The sequence below is a fragment of the Nocardioides sp. NPDC057767 genome (assembly GCF_042798275.1).
Taxonomy (GTDB): Bacteria; Actinomycetota; Actinomycetes; order Propionibacteriales; family Nocardioidaceae; genus Nocardioides.
The window spans coordinates 1-19,509 of the sequence record NZ_JBHVKJ010000001.1; the positions used below are offsets into that span (position 1 = coordinate 1).

General features: G+C 69.3%; 14 protein-coding genes. 9 read left to right on the forward strand and 5 right to left on the reverse strand.

Features of this window, described 5'->3' with window-relative positions; all coding sequences use genetic code 11:
• Positions 1 to 40 precede the first annotated feature (40 nt).
• A complete protein-coding gene (locus ACFVDI_RS00005; RefSeq protein ID WP_378899013.1) occupies positions 41 to 1,384 on the reverse strand; it encodes an FAD-dependent oxidoreductase in 1,344 nt (447 codons plus the stop codon).
• 308 nt (positions 1,385 to 1,692) lie between these two features.
• Here ACFVDI_RS00005 and ACFVDI_RS00010 point away from each other — a divergent pair, with 308 nt between their 5' ends.
• Both ACFVDI_RS00010 and ACFVDI_RS00015 read left to right on the forward strand, forming a co-directional pair.
• Positions 1,693 to 3,738 carry an ArnT family glycosyltransferase gene (locus ACFVDI_RS00010; RefSeq protein ID WP_378899015.1) on the forward strand — a complete coding sequence of 682 codons (2,046 nt, stop codon included), beginning with the start codon at positions 1,693 to 1,695 and terminating at the stop codon, positions 3,736 to 3,738.
• On the forward strand, positions 3,735 to 4,964 hold the full coding sequence (locus ACFVDI_RS00015; RefSeq protein WP_378899017.1) for a glycosyltransferase: 1,230 nt from the start codon (positions 3,735 to 3,737) through the stop codon (positions 4,962 to 4,964). The genes ACFVDI_RS00010 and ACFVDI_RS00015 overlap by 4 nt, the downstream gene beginning before the upstream one ends.
• Here ACFVDI_RS00015 and ACFVDI_RS00020 read toward each other — a convergent pair.
• The gene (locus tag ACFVDI_RS00020) at positions 4,961 to 5,785 is read right to left on the reverse strand and encodes a helix-turn-helix transcriptional regulator (RefSeq protein ID WP_378899019.1); all 825 of its coding nucleotides are present in this window, start codon (positions 5,783 to 5,785) and stop codon (positions 4,961 to 4,963) included. The two genes, ACFVDI_RS00015 and ACFVDI_RS00020, sit on opposite strands and share 4 nt — an antisense overlap.
• A gap of 101 nt (positions 5,786 to 5,886) precedes the next feature.
• On the opposite strand from ACFVDI_RS00020, the gene ACFVDI_RS00025 reads away from it, so the two are divergent.
• Positions 5,887 to 6,888, forward strand: a complete 1,002-nt coding sequence (locus ACFVDI_RS00025) for an aldo/keto reductase (protein ID WP_378899021.1) — start codon at positions 5,887 to 5,889, stop codon at positions 6,886 to 6,888.
• An 8-nt stretch (positions 6,889 to 6,896) separates the two neighbouring features.
• Here ACFVDI_RS00025 and ACFVDI_RS00030 read toward each other — a convergent pair whose 3' ends face one another.
• Positions 6,897 to 7,976: a citrate synthase gene (locus ACFVDI_RS00030; protein ID WP_378899023.1), complete on the reverse strand. Its 1,080-nt coding sequence runs from the start codon at positions 7,974 to 7,976 to the stop codon at positions 6,897 to 6,899.
• A gap of 114 nt (positions 7,977 to 8,090) precedes the next feature.
• Between ACFVDI_RS00030 and ACFVDI_RS00035 the strand changes: the two genes are divergently transcribed.
• The 4 genes from ACFVDI_RS00035 to ACFVDI_RS00050 all read left to right on the forward strand — a co-directional run bounded on the left by ACFVDI_RS00035 (position 8,091) and on the right by ACFVDI_RS00050 (position 13,062).
• On the forward strand, positions 8,091 to 9,092 hold the full coding sequence (locus ACFVDI_RS00035) for a DUF2332 domain-containing protein (protein ID WP_378899025.1): 1,002 nt from the start codon (positions 8,091 to 8,093) through the stop codon (positions 9,090 to 9,092).
• A 306-nt stretch (positions 9,093 to 9,398) separates the two neighbouring features.
• Positions 9,399 to 10,928 carry a Re/Si-specific NAD(P)(+) transhydrogenase subunit alpha gene (locus ACFVDI_RS00040; RefSeq protein ID WP_378899029.1) on the forward strand — a complete coding sequence of 510 codons (1,530 nt, stop codon included), beginning with the start codon at positions 9,399 to 9,401 and terminating at the stop codon, positions 10,926 to 10,928.
• Between the two features lie 2 nt (positions 10,929 to 10,930).
• Positions 10,931 to 12,331 (forward strand): Re/Si-specific NAD(P)(+) transhydrogenase subunit beta, encoded by a 1,401-nt coding sequence (pntB, locus tag ACFVDI_RS00045; protein ID WP_378899031.1) that lies wholly within the window; start codon positions 10,931 to 10,933, stop codon positions 12,329 to 12,331.
• Positions 12,332 to 12,426: 95 nt separating this feature from the next.
• Entirely contained in the window at positions 12,427 to 13,062 is a 636-nt protein-coding gene (locus ACFVDI_RS00050) for a YitT family protein (RefSeq protein ID WP_378899033.1), read from the forward strand.
• A gap of 8 nt (positions 13,063 to 13,070) precedes the next feature.
• Here the strand turns inward: ACFVDI_RS00050 and ACFVDI_RS00055 are convergent, their stop codons facing one another.
• Positions 13,071 to 14,309, reverse strand: coding sequence for a hypothetical protein (locus ACFVDI_RS00055; RefSeq protein WP_378899035.1), 1,239 nt, complete (start codon positions 14,307 to 14,309; stop codon positions 13,071 to 13,073).
• A gap of 169 nt (positions 14,310 to 14,478) precedes the next feature.
• Between ACFVDI_RS00055 and ACFVDI_RS00060 the strand changes: the two genes are divergently transcribed.
• Positions 14,479 to 15,093, forward strand: a complete 615-nt coding sequence (locus tag ACFVDI_RS00060; RefSeq protein ID WP_378899036.1) for a nitroreductase family protein — start codon at positions 14,479 to 14,481, stop codon at positions 15,091 to 15,093.
• Between the two features lie 2,157 nt (positions 15,094 to 17,250).
• Here ACFVDI_RS00060 and ppgK read toward each other — a convergent pair.
• The gene (gene ppgK / locus ACFVDI_RS00065; RefSeq protein WP_378899038.1) at positions 17,251 to 18,006 is read right to left on the reverse strand and encodes a polyphosphate--glucose phosphotransferase; all 756 of its coding nucleotides are present in this window, start codon (positions 18,004 to 18,006) and stop codon (positions 17,251 to 17,253) included.
• Positions 18,007 to 18,083: 77 nt separating this feature from the next.
• Here ppgK and ACFVDI_RS00070 point away from each other — a divergent pair, with 77 nt between their 5' ends.
• A complete protein-coding gene (locus tag ACFVDI_RS00070) occupies positions 18,084 to 19,505 on the forward strand; it encodes a fatty acid desaturase (protein WP_378899040.1) in 1,422 nt (473 codons plus the stop codon).
• The last annotated feature ends 4 nt before the right edge of the window (positions 19,506 to 19,509 follow it).

Genomic DNA, 19,509 nt, shown 5'->3' on the forward strand with positions numbered 1-19,509 from the left:
GCTCGCCGTGTGGTGGCCGGCCCGCTGCGTACTCGCTTGGTCAGGCGTTGGAGATCTGGATCATCTCGTCACGGGGGACGACCTTGATCCGCTCGCGACCCTGGGCCTCGCCGAGGGAGCGCTCGTGGTTGTCGAGCTTCTCCCAGCCCTCGATGGTGGTGAACTCGACGCCCTTGCCGGACAGGTGCTCGAGGACCGCCGCGGGCGAGCCGTGCTCGGCCGGCTCGAGCTTGTCGAGGTCGTGGAGGAGGTTGTCGATGGTCTCCTTGGCGTCGGACTTGGTGTGGCCGATGAGGCCGACCGGTCCGCGCTTGATCCACCCGGTGACGTACGTCCCGTTGATGTGCTCGCCGTTGATGCCGAGGACGCGGCCGCCATCGTTGGGGATGACGCCGTTCTCGCCGTCGAAGGGCACGTCGGGGAGCGCCTCGGAGAGGTAGCCGACGGCGCGGTAGACGGCCTGGACCGGGGTGTCGGTGAACTCGCCGGTGCCGGAGACGGTGCCGTCGCCGTTGTATTCGGTCTTCTCGCTGCGCAGCGCGACCACCTGACCGTCCTCGCCGAGGATCTCGACGGGGTTCTGCATCATGTGGATGACGATCTTGTGCGGCTTGTCGGCGCTGGGCGCCTCCATGTACTTCAGGAGGATGTCGGCCACGAGCTTGGTCGCCTTGTGGCTCTGGATCGCCTTCTCGCCGGCCTCGTCGATCTCGAAGCCCTCTTCCTTGACGACGACCTCGACCGACGGGGAGTGGGAGAGCTCGCGCAGCTCCATGGGGCTGAACTTGATGTGGGCCGGGCCGCGGCGGGCGAAGACGTGGATCGTCTTGGCAGGGTTCTTCCGCAGGCCCTGGTAGACGTTGTCGGAGACCTCGGTGACCAGTTGCTCGTCGGCGGGCTTGGCCAGCATGCGGGCGACGTCGAGCGCGACGTTACCGGCGCCGAGGACGGCGACCTCCTCGGCCTCGAGCGGCCACTCGCGGGAGACGTCGGGGTGCCCGGCGTACCAGCTGACGAAGTCGGCCGCGCCGTAGGACTGGGGCAGGTCGATCCCCGGGATGTCGAGCTCGCGGTCTGCCATCGCGCCGGTGGCGAAGATGACGGCGTCGTAGAACCGGTGCAGGTCGTCGAGCTTGAGGTCGGTGCCGAAGTCGACGTTGCCGATGAACCGGATGCTGTCCTGGTTCAGGACACGCTTGAGCGCCTTGATGATCTCCTTGATTCGCGGGTGGTCAGGAGCCACGCCGTAGCGAACCAGGCCGTATGGGGCAGGCAGACGCTCGATGACGTCGACGCGCGCACCAGGGTGCTCCTTCGTGAGGATGTCGGCAGCGTAGATGCCGGCCGGGCCGGCACCGACGATCGCAACGCGGATGTCACGCATAAGGGAGTTCAACCTTCCGTGGAGTACTAAGGCAAGCCTAAAGGGGGTCGTGTAACCCTCCGAATCCGTTCCACCAGGTGGTTACGTGGCCGCACGCGGGTTCAGCGCTCAATTCTAGAACGTGTTCTCGTTTCGGATGGATGTCGGGGAGTGATCTCCAACACGTACGGCGCGTCGTCGAGCCTTTCTCGATGGTGTTCCGGGGGATCGCCCGGAGTCAAGGGCGGGCCGGCTGTGAAGCACAGCACACAGGACGCGCACAGTCCCGCCGTAAGGCCTGCACAGACCCGCGTCCGAATCTCGTCGGCATGACCCAACTCCTGGACCAGCCCACGAGATCGGCGCCCGAGCCGACCCCGACACCCACGACGAGCCGATGGCGTCCGACCCCCGAGCGGGCGTCCCTGATCGTTCTGCTCGCGCTGACAGCGGTCGCGTACCTGTGGACGCTGTCGGAGTCGGGCTATGCCAACCAGTACTACTCCGCGGCTGCCCAAGCCGGCGGCGAGAGCTGGAAGGCGTGGTTCTTCGGAGCGCTCGACGCGAGCAGCTCGATCACCGTCGACAAGCCGCCGGCGTCGCTGTGGGTGATGGGCCTGTCCGTACGCCTCTTCGGGCTGTCCTCGTGGAGCATCCTGGTCCCGCAGGCGCTGATGGGCGTGGCCACGGTAGGCCTGGTCCACGGTCTGGTCAGGAAGGTCGCGCCGTGGCAGGCGGGGATCGCGGCGGGGGCGTTCACCGCGCTGACCCCGGCGGCGGCGCTGATGTTCCGGTTCAACAACCCGGACGCGCTGCTGCTCCTGATGCTGGTCGGTGCCGGGTTCTCGACGCTCGAGGCGATCGAGAGCGGCAAGGGCCGGTGGATGATGCTGGCCGGGGTGCTGCTCGGCTTCGGCTTCCTCACCAAGATGCTGCAGGCGTTCCTGATCATCCCGGCGATCGCGGTCGTCTACCTGATCGCGGGCCAGGGCTCCTTCGCCAGGAGGATGGCCCACGGCGCCGCGTGCTTCGTGGCGATGGTCGTCAGCGCCGGCTGGTACATCGCGATCGTCGAGCTCATCCCCGAGTCCTGGCGCCCCTACATCGACGGCTCGACCGGCAACTCGCTCCTGGAGCTGACGCTGGGCTACAACGGCGTCGGCCGGCTCAACGGCGGCGACTACGGCGGCCTCGGCAACGCCGGCTTCTCCAGCGCTGCCGGGACCCTGCGGCTCTTCCAAGGCGTCTCCGGCGGCATGGTCTCCTGGCTGCTGCCAGCGGCGCTGCTCCTCCTCGTGACCGGCCTCGTCGGGCTGCGCAAGGCGCCCCGCACCGATCTGAGCCGCGCCACGCTGATGCTCAGCGGCGCCACGACGCTCGTCACCGGCCTGGTCTTCTCCTTCATGGAGGGCATCTACCACGACTACTACGTGGTCGCGCTGGCTCCGTGGATTGCGGTCACCGCGGTCGTCGGCACGGTCGTCATGTGGCGCGACCGCGACAACCTCTTCGCCCGGATCACCCTGGCGGTCGCCATGGCCGGCAGCTCCGTGTGGGGCTGGGTGCTGCTCGGGCAGTCGGGACAGCAGCCGTACGACGCGCTGCGCTGGCCCGTCCTGATCATCGGCCTCGGCCTCGCCGCCGTGTTCATCCTCGCGGACAGGTTCACCCGCCGGGCCGCGGGCGCGGTGCTCGCGGCAGCAGCCGTGACGCTGGGGATCGGCCCGGCTGCGTACGCGATCCAGACGATCGGCACCGCTCACACCGGCTCGATCGTGACGGCCGGTCCCCTCCAGAGCGGGATGGGCGGGATGGGCGGGATGGGAGGGCGCGGGATGCCCGGTGGTGGTCCCGGGGCCCAGTTCAACGGCACTCCGCCGACCGGCACCCCGCCCAACGGCGCGCCCGGTGCAACGAACGGGCAGATGGACGGCCAGCCCCAGCAGCTGCCCGGCGGAGACGGCGGCATGCGCGGCGGTGGCGGAATGATGGGCGGCGGCGAGGTCGACGCCGAGCTGGCCGAGGCGGTCAGCACCAACGCCGGCAACTTCACCTGGGTGGCCGCGACGATCGGCTCTCAGACCGCTGCCGGCCTTCAGCTGGAGACCGGCGAGGCCGTGATGGCGATCGGTGGCTTCAACGGCACCTCGAACAGCATCACGCTCGAGCAGTTCCAGGAGTACGTCGCCGCCGGCGAGATCCACTACTTCATCTCCGGCGGTGGGCTGGGCGGCATGCGCAGTGGCACCGACGAGACCTCCAGCGCCTCCGAGATCAGCGCCTGGGTGGAGGAGAACTTCACCCAGACCACCATCGGCAACAGCACCGTCTACGACCTGGTCTCGACAGGCTCGACCACCGGGACCGACTCGTGACCGCGGGAACGGAGCTCTCGGACGGCGGGTGGCTCCGCGACGAGCAGCGGCTGTTGACGGCGGTCGAGCTGGTGATCCCGGTGCACAACGAGGAGAAGGACCTGGAGGCATCCGTCCGCCACCTCGACGGCTACCTGCGTACCCTGCCCTTCGCCACGACCATCACGATCGCCGACAACGCCAGCACCGACGGCACCTGGGAGATCGCGGAGCGACTCGCCACCGAGTTCACCCGGGTCCGCGCGATCCACCTGGACGAGAAGGGCCGAGGGCGAGCGCTCAAGGCGGCCTGGTCCACATCGAGGGCGGAGGTGGTCGGCTACATGGACGTCGACCTCTCCACCGACCTGCGCGCTCTGCCGCCCCTCCTCGCGCCGCTGCTCTCCGGCCATTCCGACATCGCGATCGGGTCTCGGCTGGCCCGCGGCAGCCGGATCCAGCGGGGCCCGAAACGGGACTTCCTGTCCAAGGGCTACAACCTGCTGCTCCGCGGGGTGCTCTCCGCGGAGTTCACCGACGCCCAGTGCGGATTCAAGGCGATCCGTCGTGATGTGGCCGAGCAGATGCTCCCGCTGATCGAGGACGACAGCTGGTTCTTCGACACCGAGCTGCTCGTGCTCGCGTCCGAGGCCGGGCTGCGCATCCACGAGGTGCCGGTCGACTGGGTCGACGACCCGGACTCCCGGGTCGACATCGTCAAGACTGTCGAGGAGGACCTCCGCGGCATCGCCCGGCTGATGCGTGGCCTGGTGTCGGGCCGCATCGACCTGCGCGGCGTCGCCTCGACCGGTTCGGCCGCCACCGTCGCCGGCCCGAAGCGAGGACTGCCCGAGCAGCTGATGCGGTTCGCCGGAGTCGGGGCGATGAGCACCCTGGCGTACGTCGTCCTCTACTCCCTCCTCCGGGTCACGGTCGACGCCCAGATCGCGAACCTGGTGAGTCTGCTGGTGACCGCGGTCGCCAACACCGCCGCCAACCGCCGGCTGACCTTCGGGATCACCGCGCGGAAGGGTGCCGTCAAGCATCACGTCGCCGGGCTGCTGGCCTTCGGGCTGGGGCTGGCGCTGACGTCGGGCTCCCTCGCGCTCCTCCACCTGGCCTCCTCGATGCCGGCCAGACCGACCGAGCTGGTGGTGCTCGTCGTCGCCAACGCCACCGCCACGTTGGTGCGATTCGTGATCCTGAGGGTGGTGATGGCTGCGCCGCGCTCCGCGATCACGGCCTAGAAGGCCTGGGTGCCGATCACCCGGAGCAGGTCGAGCTTCTCGGCCGCGCCGGTGCCTTCGGCGGGGAAGTAGGCGACCAGCTGGATCTCCTGTCCCTCGCTGAAGAGCACCTCGCAGCGCACCTCGATGGCACCGACCTCGGGATGGAGGAAGGTCTTCCGGTCGGCACGGCGTACGCCCACCTCGTGGCGCTCCCAGAGTTCGCGGAACTCCGCGCTCGCGACGAGCAGATCGTCGACGAGGCCGGTGATGTCGGGGTCGCCGGCGCGACGGGCGTGGGTCGCGCGCAGGTCGCTCACGTGGACGGCCGAGATCCGGCCCCAGTCCTCCTCGGGCATCTGCCGGAAGGCCGGGTCGGTGAACCAGCGCCACACCATGTTCTCGATCTTGCCGCCGCCGCCACGCAGATGTCCCACCAGCAGCTCGGCCATCGGGTTGGTGAAGAGCACCTCGCCGAGGTCGTTGCAGATCATCACGGGCAGGTCGGTGAGCCGGTTGGCCAGAGCGACGAGTCCGGGGCGTACGTGGCCTCGACGGGGCGGTGGGGTCATCCCGGCCAGGTAGTAGAGGTGGTCGCGCTCGTCGAGGTCGCACTGCAGCGCCCGCGCGATCGCGGAGAGCACCGATTCCGAGGGTGCCGACCCGCGGGCCTGCTCCAGCCGTGTGTAGTGGTCGGTCGAGACCCCGGCGAGCGAGGCGACCTCCTCGCGGCGGAGCCCGGGGGTACGCCGCCGCAATCCGTCCGCGAGACCGACATCGGAGGGCCGGAGCAGCTCCCGGCGACGGCGGAGGAAGTCGGCGAGCTCGCGGCGGTCGGTCACGCGCCCATCCTCTGTCGGTCGTGGCCGGTTATCCAGGGACGGCTCGTCCCTGGATGTGCCGTGCCTGCCGCGGGCCCGCCACGCGCCGCAGGCTGGATGGCATGACGACATTCACCAGCCGACAGCTCGGCAAGAACGGTCCCATGGTCACCTCCCCCGCGCTGGGCGGGATGAGCCTCTCCGGCGCCTACGGCGCGGTCGACGAGGAGGAGGGCGTACGCGTCATCCATGCCTATCTCGACGCCGGCGGCACCCTGATCGACACCGGCGACTTCTACGGTGCCGGACACAACGAGATGCTCATCTCCCGGGCGCTGCGCTCACGGAACCGGGACGACGTGGTGCTCTCGGTGAAGTTCGGCGCCCTGCTCACCCCGGTCGGGCTGCCGGTCGGATTCGACGGCCGTCCCGAGGCGGTGAAGTCCTTCCTGACCTACTCGCTGCAGCGGCTCGGGACCGACCACATCGACGTCTACCGTCCCGCCCGCCTGGACCCCCAGGTGCCGATCGAGGACACCGTGGGTGCGGTCCGGGAGCTGGTGGAGGCGGGCTACGTACGCCACATCGGGCTGAGCGAGGTCAGCGCCGCCACCATCCGGCGAGCCGCCTCGGTGGTCCCGATCAGCGACCTGCAGATCGAGTACTCCCTGCTCAGCCGTGAGATCGAGACCAACGGCATCCTCGACACCTGCGACGAGCTGGGTATCGGCATCACCGCCTACAGCGTCCTCGGCCGCGGCCTGATCGGCGGCAGTGGCGCGCTCGGCGGCGCCCTCGCGCACATGCCGCGCTTCCAGGGCGACAACCTCGACCACAACCGCGCTCTGCTGGTCACCCTGGAGGAGATCGCCGCGGCCAAGGGCGTCACCCTGGCGCAGCTGGCGATCGCCTGGGTCGCGGCCCGGGGCGAGCGCATCGTCCCGGTCATCGGCTCGCGTCGGGTGAGCCAGGTCGAGTCCATGGCCGGGGCGAACGCCGTCGAGCTCGACGAGGCCGACCTCTCCCGCATCGACGCCGCTGTGCCCGTCGGTGCCGCGCGCGGCGACCGCTACCCCGCCCAGTTCATGGACCAGCTCGACAGCGAGCGGCCGGCCGCGGGCTGATGCACGGGTCAGGCGGTGGGATCGGTCGCGCGCCAGCGCAGCGGATCCTCCGCGGACTCCTCGGCGACGTGCGCCGCGAGGCCGACCGTGCGGCCGACCTGGAAGAAGAGCTCTGCGGCGGTGTCGGGCAGCTCGCAGGTGAGGACGAGCGCCGCGAGCGCCCCGTCGATGTTCGGCCGGCGATCGGTGCGGTCGGCGATCTCGGCCAGGTGAGACAGGGTCGGCGCGGAGCCGTCGACGAGGGCGAGCCGCGCCAGGATCGCATCGGCCCGCGGATCACCCTCGGGATGGCGCCAGTGCCCGAAGCCGGGCACCGGGCTGCTCGGGTCGGCCGGCGGGCCGTCCCGCAGCACGGCGAGAGCCGACCGGCCGATCCCGCCGTGCAGCTGCCCGGAGAGGGCTGCATAGCCGGCGACCAGGCAGTCGTACGCCGAGGCCCGCGCGGAGGCCGCGACCCGGGCCGCCACCACCGAGGCGGCCAGGCCGTGGTCGACGAGCGCGACCAGCGTGGTGCTGAGCGTGGCCACCTCCCGAGGGCTTCCCGGGCGCCCGGCGACGGCGGCGAAGATCGCCTCGGGCACCGGCCGGTCCGGGCCGGCGCGGCCGCCGAGCGCGCGGGGTGCCGCCCGCAGCAGGCCCTTGGCGGCACCGGCAGCCGCGGCCGGCCCGATCCATTCGCCGTGGGACCCCGCCCACTGCGCCAGTGCGGGGAGCCGGCGGTGGAGCGGCAGCGCGCCCAGATGGTCCGGCACCTCGACGGCCACCGTCGGGGCCGGGCCCAGGACGAGATCGACCACCTCGTCCATCGGCTCGTCGGCGAGGTCGGCGAGGGGCACTCCGCGCACGAACAGCTCCCCCTCGCGTACCTCGCTCACGCTCGAGCGGACCGTGCGCATCGGCAGCACGCCGGCCGGAGAGCCGGGATGGTGACGGGAGCCGGCCAGCGCATCGATCTCGGCGCGGTCGAACAGGCTCTCGCCACCGCTGCGTCGCCGGGTGAGCAGCTGCCGGCTGACGTAGGTGTAGAGCGTCGTGCGCTTCACCCCGAGGCGCTGAGCCGCCTCCCGCGTCGTGATCCACTCCGTCACGACCACACTCTCGCCCACGGACCGGCTCCGGCGCCATGTCGACTCGATCGACATCGCGCCAGCCGGTGCCGCGGCGGCACGGTGAGCTCCCGACCCGTCCGAGGAGGAGGCGCCATGCTGCCGCTGAACGACCTGACCGACATCCGTAGGAGCTATCTGCTTCACGCCGAGGAGATGTCCACCTCGCCCTGCTATCTCGCCTGGGCGAGCGGCGTCGCCGACGACCCGGAGGTGCTCCGGGTGCTGGGCGACCTGCCGACGCTGAAGCAGCAGGCCAACCTCGTCTTCGCCGCGGCTCGTTGGCACGGCCTGGAGCCCGGGCCCTACGCCGACCTGCGGGCGATGCTCCTGGGCAAGGAGTGGCCGGCGGTGCGCGAGACGATCCTGACGCGGCGAACGCAGACCAACGAGGTCGCCCGGCTGACCGCGCTGGCCCCGGCGCTCGGCATGCTCGGGGACGGTCCGCTCGCCCTCGTCGAGCTCGGTGCCAGCGCCGGGCTCTGCCTCTACCCCGACCGCTACGACTACCTCTGGGACGGCGCGGGCGAGCTCCGCGACTCGGGCGGGCCGACGCTCCGGATCCCGTCGCTCGGGCCGGTCCCGGTCCCATCCGCCCATCCGCGCATCACGGCCCGCGTCGGGATCGACCTCAATCCGCTCGATCTGACCGACGAGGAGGACATGAGCTGGCTGCTCACCCTGATCTGGCCGGGTCATGACGATCGCCGCGACCGTCTGGCCGCGGCGATCGAGGTGACCCGGGCCGAGCCTCCTCGGCTCCTCGCCGGGGACATGCTCGACCGGCTGGACGACGCGCTGGAGATCGCCGCCACCTCGGGCGGGACCCCGGTGGTCCATCACAGCGCAGCCGCGGCCTACCTCGACGAGCACGATCGCGCCGAGCTCGAGAACCGCATGCGTACGCTCGTGGCGGCCGGCCGCTGCCACTGGATCAGCCTGGAGGGCCCACGGGTGATTCCGTCCCTCGCCGTCGGGGCGGCGAACCTTCCCGATCGGGACCATCACTTCTGTCTCGCCGTCGACGGCCAGGCGGTCGGCTGGCTCCGGGGCCACGGCACAGCACTCTGCTGGGACGCGAGACGCACCGACGGGTGAGTACCCCAGTAAATAGTGGGTACTCCCGTATCCGCCGATGAGACGCCACGATGGATGCGTACCGCTCGAGCAGCGGCGGGAGCCTCAGCCGTGAGACCGTGAGGAAGACCACAGGTCTTGGACCGATACAAACGCACAACCCTGGTGTCCACGTGCTGATCTGCCCTACCGTTACCGGCCGGTAACCAGCACGGTGGGGTTCCGGTCCGGCGCCGGTCATCCATCGGTCACACGCAGATCGGCTGACCGGAATCCCGCCATGCTGGAGACTGAAGACACTGCGCAGCTAGACCCAAGGAGTCGAGGATGCTCATCGGAGTGACCCGAGAGACGAAGCCCGGGGAGACCCGGGTCGCGGCCACCCCCGCGACCGTCAAACAGCTGACCGGTCTGGGCTATGACGTCGTCATCGAGGGTGGCGCCGGGGAGGCGTCCAGCTTCAAGGACGAGGCGTACGCCGAGGCCGGCGCCCGCATCGGCACGGCCGCCGACGCGTGGGGTGCCGACCTGGTCTTCCGGGTCAACGCCCCCTCCGTCGGCGAGGTCGAGCTGCTCAAGAGCGGCGCCACGCTGGTCGCGCCGCTCGCGCCGGCGCAGAGCGGTGAGCTGCTCGACGCCCTGGCCGCCCGCAAGGTCGACGCCTTCGCGATGGACGCGGTGCCGCGTATCTCGCGAGCACAGTCCATGGACATCCTCTCCAGCCAGGCCAACATCGCCGGCTACCGCGCCGTCGTCGAGGCCGCCCACCACTTCGGCCGCTTCTTCACCGGTCAGGTGACCGCGGCGGGCAAGGTGCCGCCGGCGAAGGTGCTCGTGGCGGGTGCAGGAGTGGCCGGTCTGGCCGCCATCGGGGCCGCGAGCTCGCTGGGCGCGATCGTGCGCGCGACCGATCCCCGTCCGGAGGTCGCCGACCAGGTCAAGTCGCTCGGTGGCGAATACCTGAAGGTCGAGGTCGAGGTCGAGAAGTCGACCGACGGCTACGCCAAGGCGACCTCGGAGGCCTACGACCAGCGCGCCGCGGAGATCTACTCCGAGCAGGCCGAGGACGTCGACATCATCGTCACCACCGCGCTGATCCCGGGCCGCCCGGCGCCCCGCCTGATCACCGCGGCCGACGTGGCCTCCATGAAGCCCGGCTCGGTCATCGTCGACATGGCCGCCGCGATGGGCGGCAACGTCGAGGGCACAGTCAAGGACGAGGTCGTCACCACGCCCAACGGCGTCACGATCATCGGCTACACCGACCTGCCCGCGCGCCTCCCCGCGCAGTCCAGCCAGCTCTACGGCACCAACCTGGTGAACCTGATGAAGCTGGTCACGCCCGAGAAGGACGGCGTGCTCGCCCTCGATCTCGAGGACCAGGTCCAGCGTGGCCTGACCGTCGTGCACGACGGCGGCGTGCTCTGGCCGCCCCCGCCGGTCCAGGTGTCCGCGGCTCCGGCCGCAGCCGCCCCGGCCGAAGTGGCCACCAAGGAGGAGAAGAAGCCGCTCTCCGCCTCGGCCAAGCTCGCGCTGGTCGGCACCGGTGCGCTCGCGCTCTTCCTGATCAACGCGGTCGCTCCTGCCGAGATCACCCGGCACTTCACCGTGCTGACGCTCTCGGTGGTGATCGGGTTCTACGTGATCGGCCACGTGCACCACGCGCTGCACACCCCGCTGATGTCGGTGACCAACGCGATCTCCGGGATCGTCGTGGTCGGTGCGCTGCTGCAGCTGACCGTCTCCGACAACGTGGTGCTGGCGCTCGCAGGTGTCGCCACCCTGCTGGCGAGCATCAACATCTTCGGTGGCTTCGCCGTGACCCGCCGCATGCTCTCGATGTTCCGGAAGGCCTGATCATGGATATCTTCTCGATCGCCGGCGCCGCCTACCTCGTCGCCGCCCTCCTCTTCATCCTGTCGCTGGCAGGTCTGTCCAAGCACGAGACCGCCTCCCAGGGCTGGCTCTACGGCGTCGCCGGGATGGCCCTGGCACTGATCGCGACCGTCATCCAGGTCGTCGACGGCGGCACCACCACCGCCGTGCTGATCCTGGTCGGCGCGGTCGCCGTCGGTGCCGTCATCGGCCTGTGGCGTGCCAAGGTCGTCGAGATGACCGGCATGCCCGAGCTGATCGCGCTGCTCCACTCCTTCGTGGGTCTGGCCGCCGTCCTGATCGGCTGGAACGGCCACCTCGAGGCCGCCGCCGGTCACATCCACGGGGGCGCCATCCACTCCGCCGAGGTCTTCATCGGCGTCTTCATCGGTGCGGTGACCTTCACCGGCTCGATCGTCGCGTTCCTGAAGCTCTCGGCGCGGATGAAGTCGGCGCCGCTGATGCTGCCCGGCAAGAACGTCATCAACATCGGCGCGCTGGTCGTCTTCGTGATCCTCACGGTCGTCTACGTCATCAACCCGACGCTTCCGCTGCTGATCGCCGTCACGGTCGTCGCCCTGGCGCTCGGCTGGCACCTGGTCGCCTCCATCGGTGGCGGTGACATGCCGGTCGTGGTCTCGATGCTCAACAGCTACTCCGGGTGGGCCGCGGCCGCGTCGGGCTTCCTCCTGAGCAACGACCTGCTGATCGTCACCGGTGCCCTGGTCGGGTCGAGCGGTGCGTACCTCTCCTACATCATGTGCAAGGCGATGAACCGCTCGTTCATCTCGGTCATCGCCGGTGGGTTCGGCATCGAGGCCGGGCCGTCCGGTGACGTCGACTACGGCGAGCACCGCGAGATCAACGCCGAGGACACCGCCGAGCTCCTCGCCGGCGCCTCCTCCGTGGTCATCACCCCGGGCTACGGCATGGCCGTCGCCCAGGCGCAGTACCCGGTCGCCGAGCTCACCCGCATCCTGCGGGACAAGGGCGTGGACGTACGTTTCGGCATCCACCCGGTCGCCGGCCGTCTCCCCGGCCACATGAACGTGCTGCTGGCCGAGGCCAAGGTGCCCTACGACATCGTCCTGGAGATGGACGAGATCAACGACGACCTGGCCGAGACCGACGTCGTCCTGGTCATCGGTGCCAACGACACCGTGAACCCCGCCGCCGCAGAGGACCCCAGCAGCCCGATCGCCGGCATGCCCGTCTTGCGGGTCTGGGAGGCCAAGAACGTCGTCGTCTTCAAGCGGTCGATGGCCGCGGGCTATGCCGGTGTGCAGAACCCGCTCTTCTTCCGGGACAACTCGCAGATGCTCTTCGGCGACGCCAAGACCAAGGTCGACGAGATCGTCGGCGCCCTCGCCCGGGTGCCTGCCTGACCTGGAGAAACACAGATAAACACCGTCTGACCAGCGAAAACGTGACGCAGGTCTCGCCCTGGTGAATTCTGCCCGGCTCGGGCACGGCACACAGAATGAGTGTCGTGTCCGAGCCGTTCGCAGATTCCCTCGAGTCGATCCGCGTCCCCCACACCGTGCTGGAGGACGCGCTCGGCTACGTGACCAGCATCGTGGTGACCTCGCTGGGTCTCTACCTGATCCAGTCGGTCGGGTCGGTCACCGGCGGCACTGCCGGCCTGAGCCTGTTGGCCAGCTACTGGACCGGGCTGCCGTTCGAGGTGCTGTTCGTGCTGGTCAACCTGCCGTTCTTCGGCCTCGCGCTCTCCAAGAAGGGCACCTGGTTCACGGTCCGGTCGCTGGGCTGCGTCATCGCGGTCTCGGCGATGACGCGGGTCCATGCCGACCTGCTCCCGCTCGACGGCCTCGACACGATCTACGGCGTCGTCGCCGGCAACCTGCTCGTCGGCCTCGGGCTCCTGGTGATCTTCCGTCACGGCGCCTCGCTGGGCGGGTTCAACATCCTCGCCCTGGTCCTCCAGGAGCGGCTCGACCTGCGCGCCGGGTACGTCCAGATGGGCCTCGACCTCGGCGTCATCCTGCTCGCGCTCGTCGTCGTCTCGCCCGTGACTGTCCTGCTCTCCGCCCTCGGTGCGGTCGTCCTCAACATCATCCTGGCGTTCAACCACCGCCCCGGCCGCTACCTCGCCTGACCCGGTGGTCAGCGGTAGAGACGAACGGACGTCTTGTCGTTGACGTAGAGCCCGTGCTCCGATGCGCCGACTCGTACGTCCTCGGGGTAGTAGTCATCGGCCATCGAGTCCACTCCCTCGAGGTCCAGGGTCCAGGCGGGTTTCTCGTTGCCCCAGGCGCGGTAGCCGATCGTGGACCCGTCGACGGTGTAGGCGCCGTCGTCGAAAGCCACGGTGACGTGGTCATAGCCCTTGTCGATCACTGCGCCGTCGGCATCGAAGAGAGTCCCCGAGGACTGGTGGAAGTTGACCGGTCGGCCGTCGAGCTCGATCACGTCCATGGTGAGGTAGGCACCACTGGTGGCGAGATCGATGTCGCCGATGTGGCCATCCGGTCCGAAGATCGGGAACGGCCCCTCCAGAGGCCGCTTCGATCCGGTGACCGGATCGGGCTGAGCTCTCGGGACGACGACGTACCGGTCGTTCGCGGCGTGGATCACTTCGCCAGACGTCGTCTCAGTCCAGAGCTGCTGCCCGCTGTCCGGGGAGAACGCCAGGAGCGAACCGGACGCGACGAGGAGCATCTGGTCGGAGGCGTAGAGATAGGTCAGGTCGTACTCGTCGAGGCCGTCGTCGTACCCCGCGGGTAGCGCCCTGCGCCACTCCTCCGTGCCGTCGAGGCTGTAGCGGACGATGTCGCCCTGGTCCAGCGCGTAGATCGCAGAGTCGGTCGGGGAGACCCAGGTGCCCTCGATCGTCCAGCTCTCCTCATTCGTCTTCGGATCGAGCTTGGTCATGCTGTCGTCGTCGTAGACGAGATAGTTGCCGTCCTCCTCGATGGAGTAGAGGTCGACCCCCTCGGGCGCTTCCCAGATCTCCTTGCCCTCGAAGTCGAACAGGATCGTTCCGCTGTCGCTGGTGCTGCCGCTGCTCGATGCTTGCGCGACGTACCAGCTCGCCTCGATCAACTGCTCCTTCTCGTGGACTCTGACCATGTTGTACGGGTGTCTCTCGTCCCGCCACACCTCCTTGCCGTTCGTGTCGAGGGCGACGACTCCGTCGTCTTCCCCGCTGAGACTGACGAGCGTTCCGCCAGTCGGCAGGTCTTGCGCGTACGCGACCTCCTGGGCCGAGGTCCAGGACCAGACCTCCTTCGGTTCTGAGGTCACCGGTCCTGGCCCGGACACGTCGCCATCACCTCGCAGCTCGGCGTAGACGAGATTGCCGGCGACGGCGACGATCAGGGCAAGGATCAGACCACCGATCACCCACAGAGCGATGAGGTGTGAACGCCTGGCTGAGTAAGGCCCATCTGGATTCATATTCATATGATTGCCATGGTTGGTAGCTGCTTGAGTGGCAAAACGTTGCATTGCATGAATATGGCCTGTTCGGTCAGCGAGAATGAGACTGGCGTGGATGGTGCAGAGTGGATGCATGACTGCCGCGAAGCGCGCGCCCCAGGCCGGCGCCGAGGACCTGACCGAGCACCTGCGTGACCGCTGGTCGGTGAGCGTCTTCGACCCGGCCCACGAGCTCACCGACGCCGAGACCAGGCTGCTGCTGGAGGCGGCCCGGTGGGCGCCGAGCGCGGGCAACAGCCAGCCGTGGTCCTTCCTGGTCCTGCCCCGCGGGTCGGCGGGGCACCAGACCTTCGTGGCCCACCTGTCCCGCGGCAACTCCGGCTGGGTGCCACGGGCCTCGGCCGTCTTCGTCGCCGTCGCCCAGGTCGGCGTGGGCCCGGACGGCAACGGCCCGAAGTGGTCGGACTACTCCCACTACGACCTCGGCCAGGCGGCTGCCCATCTCACCGTCCAGGCCGCCTCCCTCGGTCTTTCCTCCCATCAGTTCGCCGGGTTCGACCACGACGCCGTGGCAGCTGCCTTCGGCGTACCGGACTGGTGGAAGGTGATGACCGGCATCGCGGTGGGCCTCCACGGTGACCCTGCCGAGGTCGACCCGCGCGATGCCGAGCGGGAGGAACGCGAGCGCGTGCGGCGTCCGCTCGCGGAGATCGCGTACGCCGACAAATGGGGCTCGCCCTGGGCGTGATGCCCTGCGTGGCCGTCCGGGGAGCGGCCGAAAAGGGTCGTACCCAGCGGGGCATCGGTCTAAGGTTCCGGGGTGGAGAGTGGTCAGTTGGCAGGTCGGCTCCGGCGCGTGGCAGCGGGTCTGCTCGTGCTGGGGATGCTGGGTGCTGGGCTGGTGATGACCGCGCCGACAGCGGTCGCCGCGCCTGGTGACGGCGTCGGTGAGTCCTCCCGCACGCGCTACGTGCTCGACGAGAAGGCCAGAACCGTCAAGGTGAAGGCCGAGGTCACGGTCACCAACCAGCAGCCGAGCACGGCCACGACCTATTACTTCCTGACCGGTCACGCGATCCCGATCCCGGCGGGGGCGAAGAAGGTCAGGGCGACCAGCAACGGGGCGAACCTGCCGGTGAGCACCGAGAAGGTCAAGGGCACCGGTCTCGAGGTGGTGACCGTGTCCTTCCCCAACCTCTACTACGGCAAATCGCGCACGATCACCTGGACCTATGAGCTGAAGGGCGCCCCGATCCGGGCGAAGAAGAACCACATCCGGATCGGTGAGGGCTACGCCGTCTTCCCCGTCATCGGCCTCGGCGACGACGGACAGGTGACCGTCGACGTGGTGCTGCCGAAGTCGATGACGTTCACCGCCTCCTCGGGCGACTTCACCAAGCAGACCAAGGGCAACACGACGACCTGGCACTCCGAGGGCGACTTCGTCGACGCCGGCGTCTCGGCCCGCGACCCGAAGGCCTTCGACGAGAAGGAGATCGAGGTCGGCGACACGAAGCTGTCGCTGCAGAGCTTCCCCGAGGACAAGGCCTGGCTCGACTTCGTCGAGAAGCGCGTCACCGAAGGCATGCCGGTGCTGGAGGAGCTGATCGGCAACGAGTGGCCCGGAGGTCTGGAGACGATCCGTGAGGACGGCTCGGCGGAGGCGGTCGGCTACGCCTGGTTCGACTCCGACGCCGACGAGATCGTCGTCTCCGAGGACCTGGACACCGCGATCCTCTACCACGAGATGACCCACGCCTGGATCAACCCCGACATCGTCAACGGCCGCTGGTTGAGCGAGGGCCTGACCGAGGTCATCGCCCAGCGTGCGACGAAGAACGTGGGCGCGAAGGGGCAGAAGTACGACAAGGTGAAGCGTCGCAGCAAGGCCGCGTTCCCTCTCCTGGCCTGGGACTCCGAGGGGTGGAGCCAGGAGAACGATGCGTACGGCTATCCGGCTGCCTACACCGCTGTCTCGGCCATGCTCGCGGACCTCTCCGACGAGCAGCTCACCCGGGTGATCGACGACGTCTACGACGGCCGCAGCGGCTACGACGCCGCCGACGACGAGATCACCCGAGGCCGGGTCGACTGGCGCTTCTTCCTCGACATCGTGCAGAGGTACGACACCGACGCCTCCGCGGAGAAGCCGCTGAAGACCTGGGTGCTCACCCGCGACGAGGCCAAGCAGCTCGAGCCCAGGGCCGAGGCCCGCAAGACGTACGCCGAGATCGACCGCGTCAACGGCGAGTGGCTGCCGCCGCAAGGACTCCGCGAGGTCATGGCCGAGTGGACCTTCGAGGACGTGGACGACGTCGTGGGTCTGATCGGTGAGGCGAACGCGGATGCCGCCGCGGTCCAGGAGGCTGCCGAGAAGGCCGGCCTACCGGTGCCCGCAGCGGCCAGGAAGGCCTACGAGGGGGCCAACGAGGAAGCCCTCTACCGCGAGCTCTCGACGACGCTTCCCCGCACCGCCGAGGTGATCACCGAGGTCGGGGAGGCGACGGCCGACGTCGAGGGCATGCAGAACCCGCTCACCGAGCTCGGCGAGCTGGTGCTGTTCCTCGACGTGGGCGCGGCCAGCGCTCGCGCCGACCTGGACGACGGCTATCTCGAGGACGCCTCGGCCACCGCGGCCGGCGTCCGCGCCCGAGCCGACTGGGCCTTGGTCACCGGACTGGTCGCCCTGCTCGTGCTCGTCGCCGGGGCGTACGCGGTGTTCCGGGTGTTCTGGAACCCGAGGGCGCGGCATCGGCGCGCGGAGCGCAGGGCCTTCCTTGCGCAGGCGAAGCAGACCAGGAGAGCGGGAGCTCCTTGGGAGCACCGCCAGGCGCTGCCGCCTCAGGCCCTACCGCCTCAGGGGTTGCCGCCGCAGATGCCGCCGCAGATGCCGCCGCAGCCTCCGTCAGTCGGTGGCGAGCTCTTCGGCGTACAACGCGGCCCCTACGGCCCCGGCGGTGTTGAGCAGCTTCGCCGGGATGATCTCGGTGTCCAGTTCGAGCAGCGGCAGGAACTCCGCGGCTTCCTTCGAGACCCCTCCGCCGACCAGGAATAGGTCGGGCGAGAAGAGCATCTCCAGGTGGCGGTAGTACTTCTGCAGCCGCTTGGACCACTGCTTCCAGGAGAGCTCCTCGCGCTTGCGGGCGACGTTGGAGGCGCGGGTCTCGGCGTCGTGGCCGTCGAGCTCGAGGTGGCCGAGCTCGGAGTTGGGCACGAGCACGCCGTCGTGGAGCAGAGCCGTGCCGATGCCGGTGCCGAGCGTGGTCATGATGACCAGCCCGCGCCGGCCCTTGGCGGCGCCGTAGCGGACCTCGGCCAGTCCGGCCGCGTCGGCGTCGTTGACCACGTGCACGTCGCGCCCGGTGGCCGCCGTGAAGATCGCGTCCGCGTCGGCACCGATCCAGGACTTGTCGATGTTGGCCGCCGAGTGGACCACCCCGTGGCGTACGACGCCGGGGACGGTCACGCCGACCTTCCCGTCGTAGTCCGGGAACTGCGCGAGCAGGTCCACGAAGATCTCGGCGATGGCGTCGGGGGTGGAGTGTTCGGGGGTCGGGATGCGTACGCGTTCCTCGGCGAACTCGCCGGTCGCGAGGTCGATCGGGGCACCCTTGATGCCCGTGCCGCCGAAGTCGATGCCGAAGGGCAGGCTCGTCGTCATGCGGCCATCCTATTTACAACCACCGACGTGACGTACGACACTTGACAGATCATCCTTAGTTGTCAAGGGGGCCGACGATGGAGACCGCCAACAGCACCGTGCCCGACGGGTCGACCGAGCAGTGGCGCGACAAGAAGCGCTATCTGTGGCTGCTAGGCCTGGTCGTCCCGATTCTCGGGTTCATCGCGATCGGGGGCTGGCATCTCACCGACATCGGCGCGTTCCTGTGGACCGGACCGATCATCATCCTCATCGTGGTGCCGGCGATCGACCTGTTCGCGGGGCTCGACCAGTCCAATCCGCCCGACGACATGATCGAGGCGCTGGAGAACGACCGCTACTACCGCTGGATCGTCTACTCCTACCTCCCGCTGCAGTACGCCGTCTTCGTCGGCGGCATGGCCATCGCCGCCCACGGCGCCCTCGACGGTCACACCCTGAGCATGATCGACCGGATCGGGCTGGCGATCTCGGTCGGCTGCGTCGGCGGCATCGGCATCAACACCGCCCACGAGCTCGGCCACAAGCGCGAGGACGTGGAGCGCTGGCTGTCCAAGATCGCGCTCGCGCAGAGCTTCTACGGCCACTTCTACATCGAGCACAACCGCGGCCACCACGTCCGTGTCGCGACCCCCGAGGACCCGGCATCCTCGAAGGTCGGGGAGTCCTTCTACGCCTTCTGGCCGCGCACGGTCTCCGGCTCGCTGAAGAGCGCCTGGCGGCTGGAGAAGAAGAGGTACGCCCGCCGCGACCAGCATCCGTTCCGGATCGGCAACGACGTACTCAACGCCTGGCTGATGTCCGCGGTGCTCTGGGGTGCGCTGATCGTGTGGCTCGGGCCGGTGGTGATCCCGTTCCTGCTGATCCAGGCGGTGGTCGGGTTCTCGCTGCTCGAGGTGATCAACTACATGGAGCACTACGGGATGCTGCGGCAGAGGACCGGCCGGCGCTACGAGCGCGTCGACCCCAGCCACTCGTGGAACTCCAACAACATCGCGACCAACGTGCTGCTCTACCACCTGCAGCGCCACAGCGACCACCACGCCAACCCCGTACGCCGCTACCAGACCCTGCGCGACTACCAGGAGTCCCCGGTGCTGCCGACCGGCTACGCCGGGATGATCCTGCTCGCGATCCTGCCGCCGATCTGGCGCCGGGTGATGGACCCGAGGGTGCTCGCGCACTTCGACGGCGACATGTCGCGGGCCAACATCGTGCCGCGCAAGCGGGAGAGGATCCTGGCGAAGTATCCGCCGCCTGCCGCCGACCGGGCCGAGGCCGGCGACGACACCGTCGCCCAGGTCATCGCGGCCGAGGTGCTGGCCGCGCGCTGCCCCGGCTGCGGCTACACCTACCGCGTCGAGGAGGGCAACGAGGCCGAGGGGTTCGCCGCCGGCACCGCCTGGGTGGACGTACCCGACGACTGGTGCTGTCCGGACTGCGGTGTCCGGGAGAAGGTCGACTTCGTTCCGCTGGCGTCGGACTCGGTCGAGTCCTAGGGGC